Raw genomic sequence first — 15,843 nt, 5'->3', positions numbered from 1 at the left:
CGGCTGCGACCGGCGGCACCTACGCGGAAGGCCCCGGTCCGGAACGAGATGTTCCGGAGCCGGGGCCTCTTCCGTACGCCTGACGGCGTGAGCGGTCAGCCGCGCTGGATGCCCGAGGTGTCCTGGAGGACGCCGCGGCGGCCGTCCTGGGTCTGCGCCACCAGGCTGGGGCCGCGCTGCTCGACGGCCAAGTACCAGGTGCCCGGCGCCAGTTCGGCGATCGGGGACGGCGAGCCGTCCTCGCCGAAGAGCGGACGCGCCACCGGTACGGCGAACCAGAACGGCGCGAAGTCGCCCGCCGGGGCCGCCCCGCCCTGCGAGGGCTGGGACTGCTGCGCGGCCGGCTGGGCGCCGCCGAACGGCTGCGGCTGGCCCTGCGTCCCGTACGGCTGCTGGCCGCCCGGGTAGCCGTACCCCTGCCCGGGGTCGCCCGGGGCGCCCGGAGTGCCGCCGTACGGCTGCGGCGTCTGCGGCTTCGGGGGCCCGACGAGGGCGACCTTCAGCGCGGGGACCAGCGGGCCCGCCACGGCGGCGCCCGCGAGGGCCAGGGCGCTGAAGAAGCCGAGGATCTGGCCGCCGCCGGCCCGGCCGTCACCGAGCAGGTACCAGAGGGACGTCCAGGCGACGAAGATGGCGAGCGCGACCCCGAACTGGCCGAGGTCCAGACCCGCGATCTTCTTCGGGGACTGCGGGAGCGCGCGCGAGACGACGATCAGGGCCGCGGCGATGAGACCGGCGATGTGGACACTCATCACGACGCCGAGGATGTCCCATGCCTTCGGCCCGCTGCTGAAGCTCGTCGAGTCGTAGAAATTGAGGAACGAGGCGATGAACAGCAACACCGCTGCTCCGATCACCACGCCGTCGCCTCTAGTGAGGGAGCGGATGTTCACGTGAAGAATCCTTCGTCAGTCGTCTCGTCGGGGCGGTCGTCGCGGGCCGCTCAGGATGCGGTGCACGGTGCGAAGCTCGGGGGCGGCTCCCTATCGTACGGATGAATCTATCGTCTGCCCGATCGGGTCGTCTGCCGGGTATCCGGCCTGGTACCGGGCCGTTACGAGGGTCCGTTATGCGGTTCCACGACATCGAAGGACCGTCACAGGCCCCGCTCCCGCCCCCTGCGTTGACGTGCGCACCAACCGCCCCACCGACCGCCGCGCGGACTTCTTCATGACTCCTTCGGCGACTTCCTCACAGCGGTCTCACAGCGATTCACTTCTTCTTCTTTACTTCTCCAGGAAACCGCTGATGCCGGCCGCCAGTCCCCGCGCCGCTTTCTCTCGCCATTCCGCGTCGGACAGCAGTGCGGCGTCGGCCGAATCCTGCATATTGCCGCACTCCAGGAAGACTTTCGGGACGGTCGAAAGGTTGAGACCGCCGAGATCGTCACGGACGTCCAACCCCGTTCCGCCGCCCAGGTAGTTGGCCGGGGCGGTGCCGGTCTCCCGGCGGAAGTCCGCGACGATGCGCTCGCCGAGCGCCCGGGAGGGGCCGACGATCGCGGCGGTGTCCGCGGCGCCGCCCTTGACCAGGGCGGGCAGGATGACATGGAAGCCGCGGTTGCCGGCCGCGGAGCCGTCGGCGTGCACGGAGACCACGGCGTCGGCCTTCGCCTTGTTGCCGATCCGGGCGCGCTCGTCCACGCACGGGCCGTACGGGCGGTCGTCGTCCTGCGTGAAGGTGACCGTGGCGCCCTCCCGGGTGAGCAGCGTACGCAGCCGCCGGGAGACGTCGAGGGTGAAGTCGGCCTCCGCGTAACCGGACCGGGTGGCGGTGCCGGTGGTGTCGCACTCCTTGGTGGCCGTACCGATGTCGACCGTCTCGTTGATCTCGGCGGTGTGGTCCCGGTTACGGGGGTTGTGGCCCGGGTCGATCACCACGACCTTGCCGGCCAGCGGCCCGGCCGGACCGGCGCCGCCGGGGGCACCGTCGCCCGGGGCGGTGGGGGAGGCGGGCGCGGAGGCGGCGGGGGCGGACCCGGCGGTCGCGGCGGAGGCGCCGGCGCCGTCGGATCCGCCCAGCCCCTGCCACACGAGCCACCCCGCCAGACCGGTCGGCACCAGCGCGGCGACCGCGACGGTGAGAGGGCGCCGGCCGAAGCGGCGGCGTGCGGGCTGCGGGCTCTCGTCGTACGACACGTCGCGATGCTAGACGCCCCACAGGCCGATCGGGGTCAGGGCGGGCCCACGGAGGGGTCGGGGACCCCTCCGACGGGTCAGAGCCGGGGGCGAACCCCGTGGACGGGCCGGACCGCCCCAGGTGCGGACGGGGGCCTGGCGGGCCGCCGAGAAGCCCGTCGGGGGTTCCGGTGTTCCTCCGTCGCCGGGCCCGTCGTCAGTCGCCGGGACCGTCGGCGCCCCGTGCCGTACGGCGCAGGACGCGCAGCGTGTCGGTCACCGACACCTCGGTGAAGTCGCCGGACGCGAGCGCCCGGAGCCAGACGCGGTACGGGGCCTGGCCGCCGTCCGCCGGGTCGGGGAAGACGTCGTGGATGACGAGCAGCCCGCCCTCGGCGACCCGCGGGGCCCAGCCCTCGTAGTCACCGGCCGCGTGCTCGTCGGTGTGGCCGCCGTCGATGAAGACAAGGCCGAACCGCCCGTCGCCCCAGGCGCGTGCCACCTTCGGCGAGCGGCCGACGACCGCGATCACCTGGTCTTCGAGACCGGCCCGGTGGAGTACGGAGCGGAGGACGGGGAGCGTGTCCATCAGACCGGAGGCGGGGTCGACCAGCTCCGGGTCGTGGTACTCCCAGCCCTCCTGCTGCTCCTCGCTGCCCCGGTGGTGGTCCACGGTGACGACGACGGTGTCCGCCGCGCGCGCCGCCGCGGCCAGCAGCAGGGTGGAGCGCCCGCAGTAGCTGCCGATCTCCAGGAGCGGCAGGCCGAGCGCACCGGCCTCGGTGGCCGCCGCGTACAGGGCGAGCCCTTCGTGGACGGGCATGAAGCCCTTCGCCGCCTCGAAGGCGGCGAGGACGTCAGGCGCGGGTCCCGGCGCCGGGCCCGGCACGGGCGCTTCGGTCGCTGCGGACGGGGCGGCCGCTTCGGTCATGGGGCTCTCTCCTCGGACGATCCGGCGGTCCGCCGGACGGGACGCCGGGCGCGTCCATCGTGCCGTACCGCCGTGCCCGTTCCGGGGCCGGGGCCGGAGCGGGGGCCGGCCAGGAGCGGGGGCCGGGGCCGCGCGCCCCGGCCCCCTCCTTGCCGTACCACGCCCGCGCCCGGGAGCCGTCAGGTGGTGACGGCGGAGCTGTGCTCCTGCGCGCCCTGACCCTGGCCCAGGACCAGGTCGACCGCGACCGGGATCCCGTCGCCCCGGTACTCCGCCGGGCAGGCGTGTGACGCGTACCCCGAAGCCGTACCCGCCAGGACATAGGGCCCGGCGCCCGGCGGCAGCAGTGTGTAGCGGCCCTCCGCGTCGGCCGTGGCGCGGCCCGCCTGCCGGCCGCGCCGGTCGATCAGCGTGACGTTCGCCCGCGCGACCGGCGTACCGTCGGCGTCGAGCACCCGCCCCGTGAAGCCGCCGGAGCCCGCGACCAGGGTCGTCCGGTGCTCGGCCGCCCCGTACCCGGTCTCCTCGCCGGCGGCCGCCGGCTCCGGCCGGGCGGCGGGCCGCTGCCCGGGCAGGAACACCGCGAGCACCAGCCCGACCAGCACCGCGCCGGTGGCGATCAGGAACGAGATACGGAAGCCGTGCATGGACGGCAGCGCCACCCCGCCCGCCTGGACGGAGGTGTGGGCCAGCACCATGCCGATCACCGCGCTCGACATCGACGTACCGATGGAGCGCATCAGGGTGTTCAGACCGTTGGCCGCGCCGGTCTCCGAGGGGTCGACGGCGCCGATGATCAGGGCGGGGAGCGAGGAGTACGCGAGTCCGATGCCCGCGCCGAGGACGACCGAGATGATCACGGTCTGCCAGGCGGCGTTCATCAGGCCGAGGCCCGCCCCGTACCCCAGCGCGATGATCAGCATGCCGATGATCAACGTGACCTTCGGGCCGCGACGGGCCGATATCCGCGCGTACAGGGGAGCGGTGAGCATCATCGTCAGGCCGAGCGGGGCCACGCACAGGCCCGCGACCACCATCGACTGACCCAGGCCGTACCCGGTCGAGGCGGGGAGCTGGAGAAGCTGCGGCAGGACGAGGGTGACCGCGTAGAAGGCCACCCCGATCATGATCGAGGCGAGGTTGGTGAGCAGCACCTCGCGGCGCGCGCTGGTGCGCAGGTCGACCAGCGGGGCGGCGCTGCGCAGCTCCATCACGCCCCACAGCAGCAGGATGACGAGGGCCAGACCGAAGAGCCCGAGCGTGGTGCCGGAGGTCCAGCCCCAGTCGCTGCCCTTGGTGACCGGCAGCAGCAGGGAGACCAGCCCGGCGGAGAGCCCGATCGCGCCGAGCCAGTCGAAGCTGCCGGGGGCGCGGACGGACGACTCCGGTACGAAGGCGACGGTGAGCCCGATCGACAGCGCGCCGAGACCGGCGGCGGCGAAGAACAGCGCGTGCCAGTCGGCGTTCTGGGCGATCACCGCGGCGACGGGCATGGCGAGTCCGCCGCCCACGCCGATGGACGAACTCATCAGCGCCATGGCCGAGCCGAGCTTCTCGCGCGGCAGCTCGTCGCGCATGATGCCGATGCCGAGGGGTATCGCGCCCATGGCGAAGCCCTGGAGCGCCCTGCCGACGATCATGATCACCAGGTCGTCGGTGACACCGCAGATCAGCGAGCCGACCACCATGACGGCGAGGCTGGCGAGCAGCATGCGCCGCTTGCCGAAGAGATCGCCGAGCCGCCCCATGATCGGGGTGGAGACGGCGCCCGCGAGGAGGGTCGCCGTCATGACCCAGGTGGCGTTGGCGGGCGCGGTGCCCAGCAGGGTGGGCAGGTCCTTGATGACCGGAACGAGCAGGGTCTGCATCACCGCGACGGTGATGCCCGCGAAGGCGAGGACGGGGACGATGCCGCCGGGGGTGCGGGGGCGCGGATCCGGGAGATCCCCGGCGTGCTGATCGGTCGTCGTCTGCGGCATATGTGCGGCCTCCGGGGCAGAAGAAAGTAACGGTATGTACGTATGTGTGTGTAGCTGGGCGTGCGGGGTGCGTACGCGCGGGTCGGGCATGTGTGCGTCGGGCGTGCGTGCGTCAGGCGTACGAGGGTCGGGTGTGCGTGCGTCAGGCGTGTGTGACGCGGTGTGCGCCGGGGTGCGGGCCCGGTGCGGCCCTTGACACGACCCGGCCGGCCGTCAAGTGCGTGCACCATGAAAGCTTCTCAGTCCAACCCGGGGCGCCGCCGCCGTATTCCGGCCGCGGCGGCCATCTTCCGGTGAACGGTGGGTGAACGGGCCGGCCCCGGCCGCCCGGAGACTCCCGCCCGGCGAAATATCCATGTACGGGGCACTCGTCGACTGCGACCATGACGGCCATGGTCCGAGCCTCCTCAGAGTCACGACGCGATGCGAAAACCGATGCCGACTCCATATCCGCCCCTCCCGGACGCACCGGACCGGGGGCCCGCACCTGGGCCGTGATCCTGGCCGCCTGCGCCGGGCAGTTCCTCGTCGTCCTCGACGTCTCCGTGGTCAATGTCGCCCTGCCGTCCATGCGCGCGGACCTCGGGCTCTCCGCCCCCGGGCTCCAATGGGTCCTCAACGCCTACGCCATCGCGTTCGCCGGTTTCATGCTGCTCGGCGGGCGCGCGGCCGATCTCTTCGGCCGGAAGCGGACCTTCCTGGCCGGGCTCGCGGTCTTCACGCTCGCGTCCGCGGCCGGCGGATTCGCCCAGGAGGGGTGGCAGTTGATCGCCGCCCGCGCGGTACAGGGGCTGGGCGCGGCCGTACTCGCCCCGGCGACCCTCACCATCCTCACCTCGGCGGTGCCCGCGGGCGCCGCCAGGACCCGCGCGATCGGCACCTGGTCGGCGGTCGGCGCGGGCGGCGGCGCGGCGGGCGGCCTGGTCGGCGGTCTCCTCACCGATCTGCTCTCCTGGCGCTGGGTGCTGCTGATCAACGTGCCGGTCGGCGTCCTGGTCCTGGCGGGCGCCGCGCTCTGGCTGACCGAGTCCCGTGACACCACCGGTCGCCGTCTCGACCTGCCGGGCGCGGTGCTGGTCACGACCGGGCTCGCGGCGGTGGCGTACGGCATCGTGCAGACCGAGGAGCGCGGCTGGGGCCAGGTGCCGACGCTGCTGCCGCTGGTGGGCGGGGTGCTGCTGCTCGGGGCGTTCGTGGGGGTGGAGGCGCGGACGAAGGAGGCGCTGATGCCGCTGGGGGTGTTCCGTATCCGGGCCGTGTCGGCGGCCAACGCGGCGATGTTCGTCTGCGGCACGGCCTCCTTCAGCATGTGGTTCTTCATGACGGTGTACGCCCAGAACATCCTGGGCCACACGCCGCTGGAGGCCGGGCTCGCGCTCGTCCCCAGCTCGCTGAGCGTGGTGCTCGGCTCGAAGCTCGCGCCGCGGCTGATGCCGCGGACCGGGGCGCGCGCGCTCGCCGTGACCGGGACGCTGGTGGCGGCGGCCGGCTTCGGCTGGCAGTCCACGATGACCGCCGACGGAACGTTCCTCTCGGTGATCCTCGGCCCCGGCATCCTGATGATGGCCGGCCTGGGCCTGGCCACCACCCCCCTGGCCGCCCTCGCCACCGCGGGCGCGACACCCGGCGACGCGGGCCTGGTCTCCGGGCTGGTCAACACCTCCCGCACGATGGGCGGCGCGCTCGGCCTGTCCGTCCTCTCCACCGTCGCCGCCTCCCGCACGGCGGGCGGCACGGGGCCCCAGGCGCTGACCGAGGGGTACGCGCTCGCCTTCAGGACCGGGTGCGGGGTGCTGCTCGGGGCGGTGGCGCTGATGCTGCTGTGGCTGCCGCGCGCCTCGTCCGACGAGTGACGGGACCGGGACGACGCGGGCCGGGAACGGCCCGTCAGAGCCAGCCCTGGCGGCGGGCCGCCCGTACCGCTTCCATCCGGTTACGGGTGCCGGTCTTGCCGATCGCCGCCGACAGGTAGTTCCGTACCGTCGACTCGGACAGACGCAGCGCTTCCGCCATGTCCGCGACCGTCGCGCCGTCCACGGACGCGTTGAGCACGTCCCGCTCCCGCGCGGTGAGCGGGCTCGGGCCGGCGCTCAGCGCGGCGGCGGCCAGGGCGGGGTCGATCACGGTCTCGCCCGTCAGTACCCGGCGGATCGCGGCGGCCAGCTCCTCCACCGGGCCGTCCTTGACGAGGAACCCCGCCGCGCCCGCCTCCATCGCCCGCCGCAGATAACCGGGCCGGCCGAAGGTCGTCAGGATCAGCACCCGGCAGTCCGGCACCTCGGTGCGGAGCGCGGCGGCGGCGTCCAGCCCGCTCAGACCGGGCAGTTCGATGTCGAGCAGCGCCACATCGGGACGCGAGGCGAGCGCCGCGTCCACGATGGCGTCGCCCCGTGCCACCTGGGCGACCACGTCCAGGTCCGCCTCCATTCCGAGCAGCAGGGCGAGGGCGCCGCGCAGCATGCCCTGGTCCTCGGCGAGGAGGACACGTACGCACTTGGCGGGACGCTGGTCCCGGGGCATCTCCGTCACGAGCACAGGTTAGAGCGGTGACCGCCCCGCGGCGCCGCGACGGCGGCGGCCCGGTGGACGACCGCCCGGTTCACGGCCGCGGCCCGGTTCACGGCCGCGCGGGCGCGTCGTCCAGCGGACGCCCGGTGGCCGAGAGGGGGTCCACCGGCAGCACCGCGACGACACGGAACCCCGCCCCTGGTGCCGTGCCGGCTTCCGGTGCCGTGCCCGACCCGTGTGCCGGGCCCGCCTCCAGCGACCCGCCGACCGCCACGAGACGTTCGGCCAGCCCCTTCAGCCCCGTACCGCCGGCCGGCTCGCCCCCGTCGCCGCCGCCCGTCGAGTGCGCGGACTCCGTCCGTTTCCCGGCCCCGCCCGTGCCGTCGCCCGTACCGTCGTCCAGGACCGTCAGCCGTACCCGCTCCGCCGTGCCGTCCACGGTGATCGCGCAGTGGGCCGCGCCGCTGTGCCGTACGGCGTTGGTGACGGCCTCCCGTACGACCCAGCCCAGCAGCACCTCCGCCTGGGGCTCCAGCGGCGGCCCCGACCGCCGTACGGCCGGCGCGATCCCGGCCGCGCTCAGCGCCGAGCGCGCCCGGTCCAGGTCCGTGGCGAGACTGCCCTCCCGGTAGCCGGTGACAGCCTCCCGGATCTCGGCCAGGGCCTGTCTGCCGACCGACTCGATGTCCGCGACCTGGCCCAGGGCCGCGTCCGGATCGCGCGGCGCCAGCCTGCGCGCCGCCTCCGCCTTGACGACGATCACGGACATCGTGTGGCCCAGCAGATCGTGCAGATCGCGCGAGAAACGCAGCCGCTCCTGGTCCACGGCGGAACGGGCCAGCGCCAGCCGGGTGTCGCGCAGCTCCATCACCGTCTCGGAGAGCGTGAGGAGCGCGGCGGTCACCATCGTCGAGATGAACGTGCCGTACGCGACACCGACCGCGCCCCACCCGTCGTGGTACGCCGCCGTGACCGCCGCGGCGACGCTCACCGGGATCCCCACCCTGGCCAGCGCACGGCCCCGCAGCACACTGCCGCAGGCGAGTCCGAAGAGCGGGAGGAAGAGCAGCCAGCTCCCACCGTAGGCCCCGGCCAGCCCGAAGGTCATCACGCCCATCACGACGAGCGACCACCGGGTGGCGGGGCTGTCCCGGGTGGTCCGGTCGAAGGCGCGGAACACCACGGAGATGTAGAGGGAGTTGAAGACCAGCAGACCGATACCGCCGATCCAAGGGTCGGGTGTCTCGCCCTGGAGGATGTTGGAGAAGGAGCCGAGCCCCAGCAGCAGCCAGGGCAGCAGGGCGTAACCGGGCGGCGGTCCCGGCCTGCCCGTGCGCCGTCCCGTGCAGCGTTTCTTCCTCACCATGAACCTCTTCTCCGCTGTCCGCGTCATGCCGAGAACGCTACGGAGCGGCGCGGCTGCCCGGCAGAGGCGGATGTACGGACTCGACCGGTACAAATATCCTGGCCGAGGGACGTCTTCTCCGGCGGCTCGGCGGCCGGCGTGGTGTGCGGATACGGCGAGAGGCCGCCACGGGCGTTCCATGGCGGCCTCTCGGCTGTACGTTGCGTGTGCGGGTCGTGCGGGTCGTGCGGGTCGTGCGGGTCGTGCGGGTCGTGCGGGTCGTGCGGGTTGTGCGACGCTGCCTGGGTCAGGCCGCGTTCCTTTCCGCTTCCTGGCGGCGGTGGCGGCCGTAGGCGGGAGACGCGGAGTCCTCCGCCGGTGCCGCGCCTCCGCGGTGCTTACCGAGACCGTCGTGGTCGCCGCTGTCGGCGGTCGCCGTTCCCCGCGGCCGCTGCTGCGTCGTGTCGGTTCGGGTTTCAGACATGTGGGAAGTCACCCCGTTGTGTTCGCTTCTTGTCCTGTGGCACAAGGGCCCGGGAGAAAGTCTATCCAGGTGCCCCACGGCCGGTGAGCGGCGCCTGTTGCAACGGCACCGGCCTGCACAGGGCAGGAGTCCGTGGAGCGCCGGACGGTTCCCGGTCGGCGGATTCCGTTCGATCCGGATGCGCCGGTTCCAGGACCTCGTCCTGGTGCGGACGGCCGACCGGCGCCGGTACGTCCGCCCGTACGTCCGCCGGTTCGTCCACCGGCGCGTGGAGGGACGCCACCCCGCACGGCACCGCGTCCGTCGCGTACGGCAGCCGCAGCACCCCCTCGCGGGTCCACAGCCCGGCCCCCGCCAGCCACCCCCGTGGCGCGGGCCACTCGTGGAGCCGGCCGCCCGCCGGGCGCCACACTCCCACCCAGCTCCCCGCAGCGCCGTCGATCCGCAGCGCCACCGCGCAGCTCTCCGGCATCAGCACCTGGCCCGGCTGTACGGCGAAGGGCGTCACCGCCCGGTCGGCGGGGCGCAGGCACTCGGGGAAGCGCACGGGACGGCGGCTCCCCAGCACCCCCCAGCCCAGCCGGTCGTGGCCCGGGGCGTCGGAGCGGATCAGCAGCAGCCCGCTGTCCGGATCCGCCAGCAGCAGACGGTCGTTGCTCTCCTCCGTGATCTGGAGCAGCGGCGTCGCCTCGCCGCCCCGCGCCAGATCCACGGCGACGGCCTTGACCACACCGTCCGTCTCCCGGTCGAGCGCCAGCATCCGTCCCGTACGGTCGAGCCAGACCCCGCCCGTACACCTGCCCGGCACCTCGGCGACCCGCTCAGGGCCGAAGGCGCCGCCCGCCACCAGCCAGACCGTGGTGGAACGGGCGCCCACTGACAGGGCGTACGCGTGCCGGCCGTCCGGCGACGGCGGCAGCAGCGTCAGCTCCGGGTCCCGCACCGAGCCCACCGGGAGCTGACCCGTCCCCGGGCCGGTCGGGTAGAGCAGCGAGAGATCGTGCCGGTCCGCGACCCGGCGGCACACCAGCACCCGCCCGTCGGCCAGCGGCAGCACCTCCGTGTCGGGCTCCTCCGGCTGGTCGAGGGGGAGGGGCACGGCATACGGCTCGGGCCCGTCGAGGGTCCACCGCTCCGGGAACCACGCGTCCCCCGCACCTCCCTTGTGGGCCAGCCGCGCGGCGTACGCGCCGTCCGCCGTGACCGTGAACTCCATGGGCCCCGCCGTCTCGACAGCACAGACAGACATCGATCCGTCACCTCCGGCGAAGAAGCTAGTTTTCGCACTTCCTGCCGAACAACACGAGACCTCTCACTTCACACATAAGGGTGGCCGTCGCATGATTCGACTGAAAGCGCGGGGCCGGATGTGCTGGCACAGAGAGCGGCGCTTAGGGTAAGGCGACCCTAACTGACCTTGTCAGGAGCTTGAAGATGTCCGTAAGACGCCGTGGCACGGCCGCCGCCGTCGCTCTCGCCGCCGCACTCTCCCTCGCGGCCTGCGGCAGCGGCGACTCCTCCTCCGGCGACGCCGGCTCCGGTGACGGAGGCGGGAAGAAGGCGGCCGTCGCCACGGGCGGCAAGGACTTCGCCGACGCGGCAAAGAAGACCGCCTCGTACGGTACCGACGCCGGGCCGGGCGAGTTCCCGCGCACGATCACCCACGCCATGGGCACCACGGAGCTGAAGAAGCGACCCGAGCGCGTCGTCGTGCTCGACGTCGGCGAGCTGGACAACGTGGTGTCGCTCGGGGTGAAGCCGGTCGGCTACGCCCCGACCGAGGGCGATGCCTCGCTCCCCGGCTATCTGGAGAAGGGCGCGGGCGGCCCGAAGAACGTCGGCACGATCAACAACCTCAACCTGGAGGCCGTCGCCGCACTCAAGCCCGACCTGATCCTCGGCAGCCAGCTCCGTGCGGCGGACAAGTACCAGGCGCTCTCGGCGATCGCCCCCACGGTCTTCTCCATCCGGCCCGGCTTCACCTGGAAGGAGAACTACCTCCTCAACGCCCAGGCGCTGGACCGCACCGCCCGGGCGAAGGCCGCGCTGGCCGCGTACGACAAGAAGGCGGCGGCCCTCGGCAAGGGCATCGGCCCGGACAAGCCGACCGTCTCGATGGTCCGCTACATGCCGGACCGGCTGCGGCTGTACGCGAAGGCGTCCTTCATCGGCACGATCCTCGACGACGTCGGCCTGCCGCGCCCGGAGAACCAGCGGATCGAGGATCTGGCCGTGGAGATCAGCCCGGAGAAGATCGACGACGCGGACGCCGACTGGATCTTCACCGGGGTGTACGGCGACCCGAAGAAGACCGAGCGCGACAGCGCACGCTCCAACCCGCTGTGGAAGAACCTGAAGGCCGTCAAGGACGGCCACGCCCAGGACGTCGACGACGAGACCTGGTACCTCGGGCTGGGCGTGACGGCCGCCGAGCTGGTCCTGGACGACCTGCGCGGCTATCTCGTCGCGTAGCCGGCTCCGACGGCCGGACGGCCGGTCGGGCGTCCAGTGGATGGGGGGGGCCGGCCGTCGGAGCCGGCCGAGCGCGGAGCGCGGGAGTACCGGCGGTATCCACAGGCGTGGTGGGCGCGACAGCGAGGACAGGTAGCCTTTGCTCCGTGCCTCCAGTCCCCTCCGCGCCCCGTCTCGCCGACGTACTCGCCGCGCTCGACGCCCTCTGGCCCCCCGAGCGGGCCGAGCAGTGGGATGCCGTCGGCACGGTCTGCGGCGATCCCGACGCCCCGGTCACCCGTGTGCTGTTCGCGGTCGACCCCGTCCAGGACATCGCCGACGAGGCCGTCCGGCTCGGCGCCGATCTGATCGTCACCCACCACCCGCTCTATCTGCGCGGTACGACGACGGTCGCGGCGTCCACCTTCAAGGGCCGCGTAGTGCACACCCTCATCAAGAACGACATCGCGCTGCACGTCGCGCACACCAACGCCGACAGCGCCGACCCCGGCGTCTCCGACGCCCTCGCGGGCGCCCTCGACCTGCGGGTCGTACGGCCCCTCGTCCCGGACGCCACCGACCCCTCCGGACGGCGCGGCCTCGGCCGGATCTGCGAGCTGGAGCGCCCCGCCACCCTCCGCGACTTCGCCGCCCGCGTCGCCCACCGGCTGCCCGCCACCGCGCAGGGCGTCCGGATCGCCGGGGACCCGGATGCCCTCGTGCGTACGGTCGCGGTCAGCGGCGGCTCGGGCGACAGCCTCTTCGACCAGGTCAGGGCGGCCGGCGTGGACGCCTTCCTCACCGCCGACCTGCGCCACCACCCGGTCTCCGAGGCCACGCAGCACAGCCCGCTCGGGCTGGTCGACGCCGCGCACTGGGCCACCGAATGGCCCTGGTGCGAGCAGGCCGCCGCCCAGCTCGACGAGATTTCCGACCGCCACGGCTGGGACCTGCGGGTCCACGTCTCGAAGACGGTCACCGACCCCTGGTCAGCCCACCACTCCTCAGGAGCCCCCAACTGAACGCCGCGCCCGCAGACCAGATCCGACTCCTCGACGTCCAGGCCCTCGACGTACGGCTGTCGCAGCTCGACCACAAGCGCACCGCGCTGCCCGAGCACGCCGAGATCGAATCGCTCACCAAGGACCTCGCCCAGCTCCGTGACCTGCTGGTCGCCGCGACGACCGAGGAGAGCGACACCGCCCGCGAGCAGACCAAGGCGGAGCAGGACGTCGACCAGGTGCGCCAGCGCGCCGTACGGGACCAGCAGCGCCTGGACTCCGGCTCGGTCACCTCGCCCAAGGACCTGGAGAACCTCCAGCGCGAGATCGTCTCCCTCGCCAAGCGCCAGGGCGATCTGGAGGACGTCGTCCTGGAGGTCATGGAGCGCCGCGAGTCCGCGCAGGAGCGCGTCGCCGAGCTGACGGAGCGGGTCTCGGCCGTCCAGGCCAAGACCGACGACGCCGCGGCGCGCCGGGACGCCGCCGTCGCGGAGTTCGACGCCGAGTCCGCGACCGTCACCAAGGAGCGCGGCATCGTCGCCGGGTCCGTCCCGGCGGACCTGCTCAAGCTGTACGAGAAGCTCCGCGGCCAGCAGGGCGGGGTGGGCGCGGCCCGGCTCTTCCGGCGGCGCTGCGAGGGCTGCCAGCTGGAGCTGAACATCACCGAGGTCAACGAGGTCAAGGCGGCGCCCGCGGACGCGGTGCTGCGGTGCGAGAACTGCCGCCGCATCCTGGTCCGCACCGCCGACTCGGGGCTGTGACGCACTGATGCGGACGTTCATCGTGGAGGCCGACGGCGGCTCCCGGGGCAACCCGGGGCCCGCCGGGTACGGCGCCGTCGTCCTCGACGAGACCACGGGCGAACCGCTCGCCGAGGCCGCCGAGTTCATCGGCGTCGCGACGAACAACGTCGCCGAGTACAAGGGCCTGGTCGCCGGGTTGAAGGCCGCCAAGGCGCTGGACCCGGAGGCACGGGTGCACGTCCGGATGGACTCCAAGCTCGTCGTCGAGCAGATGTCGGGCCGCTGGAAGATCAAGCACCCGGACATGAAGCCCCTGGCCGCCGAGGCGGGCCGGATCCTGCCGCCGGGCCGGGTCACCTACGAGTGGATCCCGCGCGAGCGGAACAAGCACGCCGACCGGCTGGCCAACGAGGCGATGGACGCGGGCAAGCAGGGCCGCCGGTGGGAGGCGTCCGACTCCACGGCGGCCCTGGACGCGGGCGCGGCACGCTCGGCCGCCGCCGCCTCCGTGGACCTCCCCTCCGGGCCGCCCGGGGACGCCGCCGCGGGCGCGGCCAGGGCACGCGCGGCGCTCGCCGGCCGGCGTCCCGCAAGCCCCGCAGCCCCGCCGGATGTCGCGCCGCAGGACGTCCCGTCGGAGGAGGACGTCCCGCTCTCCTCCGAGTCCGCCTCGTCCGTCGGCTGGGGCCCCGCCGACCTCGGCCCTCCCGCCACCTTCGTCCTGCTGCGGCACGGCGAGACCGCCCTCACCCCCGACAAGCGCTTCTCCGGCAGCGGCGGCACGGACCCGGAGCTGTCCGCCATCGGCCGCCGCCAGGCCGACGCGATCGCCGCCGCGCTGGCCGCGCGCGGCACCGTCCAGGACATCGTCTCGTCCCCGCTGCGCCGCTGCCGCGAGACGGCGCAGGCCGTCGCCGACCGGCTCGGTCTCGGCGTACGGGTCGAAGAGGGCCTGCGCGAGACGCACTTCGGCGCGTGGGAGGGCCTGACCTTCGGCGAGGTGCGGGAGCGTTACCCGGACGATCTGACCGCCTGGCTCGCCTCGCCCGACGTCGAGCCGACCGGCGGCGGCGAGAGCTTCGCGACGGTGGGCCGCCGCGTCGCGGCGGCCAGAGACGCGCTGCTCGACCGGTACCAGGGCCGTACGGTCCTGGTGGTCACGCATGTCACCCCCGTCAAGGAGCTGGTACGGCTGGCCCTCGGCGCCCCGCAGGAGTCGCTGTTCCGCATGGAGCTGTCGGCGGCGTCGGTCTCGGTCGTGGCGTACTACGCGGACGGCAACGCGTCGGTGCGGCTCTTCAACGACACCTCGCACCTGCGGTGACCCGCTGACGCAGCCTCGCCCCAAAAGGCTTGGCCCGGACCGGGTCCGCCGTAGGACGATGGCGGCATGAGCTGGCAACTGACCCACGACGTCGAAGAGTTCCGCCGCGCGGCGGACCCGTATCTGGCGGCCGATGCCGCGCGTCACACCATCCTGCTCACGGTCGGCGAATCGCTGCGGACCGGCGGCGTGGCGTACGCCGGGCCCGTACGGTTCGGCTGGTGGCGGGAGGCCCCGGACGCCCCGGTGACCGGCGCCTTCCTGGAGACCCCGCCGCACCCGCCGTTCCTCGGCACGATGCCCGCGCGGGCCGCCGCCGAACTGGCCAGGACGCTGGGCACCGCCACGGCGGGCCACGGCACCCCGCCCTCGGGCGTACGGGGCCGGGTCGCCGACGTCGAGGCCTTCGGCGCCGCGTGGACGGCGCGGCGGACCGGGGCGGGGGACACGCCCCCGTACCGGCTCTCCGACGGCATGCGGCTCTTCCGGCTGGGCGAACCCACCCCGCCGGACCCCGCGCCCGAGGGCCGCGCGCGGTACGCGGGAGCCCAGGACATCCCCCTGGCGGTGGAGTGGCTGACGGCGTTCGCCGAGGAGATCGGGGACCCGCCGGCCCGCGACCGCAGGGCCCTGGCGGCCGCCCGGATCGAGGAACGGCGGCTGCTCCTCTGGGAGGTGGACGGCGTCCCGGTCTCCCTGGCCGGCCATGCCCCGCTCGTCGCCGGGCAGATCCGCGTCGCCCCGGTCTACACACCGCCCGCCCACCGAGGACGGGGCTACGCGGCCGGGGTGACCGCAGCGGTCGGCGAGGCGGCCCTGCGGACGGGCGCCGACGAGGTGCTGCTCTTCGCCGACAACGCCAACCCGACGGCCGGCGCACTGTACCAGCGCCTGGGGTACCGCCCGGTGGAGGAGTACGCCACGGCGGAACTCGGCTGAACAGCCCGCCGTACAGGCTGG

The 15,843-nt window shown here is 73.7% G+C and carries 14 protein-coding genes; 6 read left to right on the top strand and 8 right to left on the bottom strand.

The genetic code is table 11. The annotated features are described in order from the left end of the window. Positions 1-95 precede the first annotated feature (95 nt). The 4 genes from ACIQ7D_RS27670 to ACIQ7D_RS27655 all read right to left on the bottom strand — a co-directional run bounded on the left by ACIQ7D_RS27670 (position 96) and on the right by ACIQ7D_RS27655 (position 5,027). Positions 96-893 (bottom strand): hypothetical protein, encoded by a 798-nt coding sequence (locus ACIQ7D_RS27670; protein WP_403941891.1) that lies wholly within the window; start codon positions 891-893, stop codon positions 96-98. Positions 894-1,226: 333 nt separating this feature from the next. Continuing rightward, on the bottom strand, positions 1,227-2,138 hold the full coding sequence (locus ACIQ7D_RS27665) for an N-acetylmuramoyl-L-alanine amidase (RefSeq protein WP_403941889.1): 912 nt from the start codon (positions 2,136-2,138) through the stop codon (positions 1,227-1,229). A gap of 196 nt (positions 2,139-2,334) precedes the next feature. Continuing rightward, the gene (locus ACIQ7D_RS27660) at positions 2,335-3,048 is read right to left on the bottom strand and encodes a class I SAM-dependent methyltransferase (protein ID WP_403941887.1); all 714 of its coding nucleotides are present in this window, start codon (positions 3,046-3,048) and stop codon (positions 2,335-2,337) included. Between the two features lie 179 nt (positions 3,049-3,227). After that, positions 3,228-5,027 carry an MFS transporter gene (locus ACIQ7D_RS27655; protein ID WP_403941885.1) on the bottom strand — a complete coding sequence of 600 codons (1,800 nt, stop codon included), beginning with the start codon at positions 5,025-5,027 and terminating at the stop codon, positions 3,228-3,230. 383 nt (positions 5,028-5,410) lie between these two features. Between ACIQ7D_RS27655 and ACIQ7D_RS27650 the strand changes: the two genes are divergently transcribed. Further along, the gene (locus ACIQ7D_RS27650; protein ID WP_403941883.1) at positions 5,411-6,880 is read left to right on the top strand and encodes an MFS transporter; all 1,470 of its coding nucleotides are present in this window, start codon (positions 5,411-5,413) and stop codon (positions 6,878-6,880) included. Between the two features lie 34 nt (positions 6,881-6,914). Here the strand turns inward: ACIQ7D_RS27650 and ACIQ7D_RS27645 are convergent, their stop codons facing one another. The 4 genes from ACIQ7D_RS27645 to ACIQ7D_RS27630 form a co-directional block, all read right to left on the bottom strand. Further along, entirely contained in the window at positions 6,915-7,547 is a 633-nt protein-coding gene (locus tag ACIQ7D_RS27645; protein WP_403941960.1) for a response regulator, read from the bottom strand. A gap of 97 nt (positions 7,548-7,644) precedes the next feature. Continuing rightward, positions 7,645-8,928: a sensor histidine kinase gene (locus ACIQ7D_RS27640; protein ID WP_403941881.1), complete on the bottom strand. Its 1,284-nt coding sequence runs from the start codon at positions 8,926-8,928 to the stop codon at positions 7,645-7,647. 259 nt (positions 8,929-9,187) lie between these two features. Next, the gene (locus ACIQ7D_RS27635) at positions 9,188-9,364 is read right to left on the bottom strand and encodes a hypothetical protein (protein ID WP_403941879.1); all 177 of its coding nucleotides are present in this window, start codon (positions 9,362-9,364) and stop codon (positions 9,188-9,190) included. A gap of 61 nt (positions 9,365-9,425) precedes the next feature. Continuing rightward, complete coding sequence (locus ACIQ7D_RS27630; RefSeq protein WP_403941877.1) at positions 9,426-10,613, bottom strand: hypothetical protein; 1,188 nt, start codon at positions 10,611-10,613, stop codon at positions 9,426-9,428. A 185-nt stretch (positions 10,614-10,798) separates the two neighbouring features. Between ACIQ7D_RS27630 and ACIQ7D_RS27625 the strand changes: the two genes are divergently transcribed. The 5 genes from ACIQ7D_RS27625 (at position 10,799) to ACIQ7D_RS27605 (ending at position 15,822) form a co-directional block, all read left to right on the top strand. Continuing rightward, a complete protein-coding gene (locus ACIQ7D_RS27625; protein WP_403941875.1) occupies positions 10,799-11,836 on the top strand; it encodes an ABC transporter substrate-binding protein in 1,038 nt (345 codons plus the stop codon). A 146-nt stretch (positions 11,837-11,982) separates the two neighbouring features. Further along, a complete protein-coding gene (locus ACIQ7D_RS27620) occupies positions 11,983-12,837 on the top strand; it encodes a Nif3-like dinuclear metal center hexameric protein (protein WP_403941873.1) in 855 nt (284 codons plus the stop codon). Further along, positions 12,834-13,577, top strand: coding sequence for a zinc ribbon domain-containing protein (locus tag ACIQ7D_RS27615; RefSeq protein ID WP_384992197.1), 744 nt, complete (start codon positions 12,834-12,836; stop codon positions 13,575-13,577). Before ACIQ7D_RS27620 ends, ACIQ7D_RS27615 begins: the two co-directional genes overlap by 4 nt. 7 nt (positions 13,578-13,584) lie before the next feature. Further along, entirely contained in the window at positions 13,585-14,883 is a 1,299-nt protein-coding gene (locus ACIQ7D_RS27610) for a bifunctional RNase H/acid phosphatase (RefSeq protein ID WP_403941871.1), read from the top strand. A 66-nt stretch (positions 14,884-14,949) separates the two neighbouring features. Beyond that, a complete protein-coding gene (locus tag ACIQ7D_RS27605; protein WP_403941868.1) occupies positions 14,950-15,822 on the top strand; it encodes a GNAT family N-acetyltransferase in 873 nt (290 codons plus the stop codon). Positions 15,823-15,843: the final 21 nt, after the last annotated feature.

The sequence above is a fragment of the Streptomyces sp. NPDC096310 genome (assembly GCF_044763125.1).
Lineage (GTDB): Bacteria > Actinomycetota > Actinomycetes > Streptomycetales > Streptomycetaceae > Streptomyces.
Note: the sequence above shows the minus strand (reverse complement) of the source record. Positions and strands in the feature narration are given on the sequence as shown.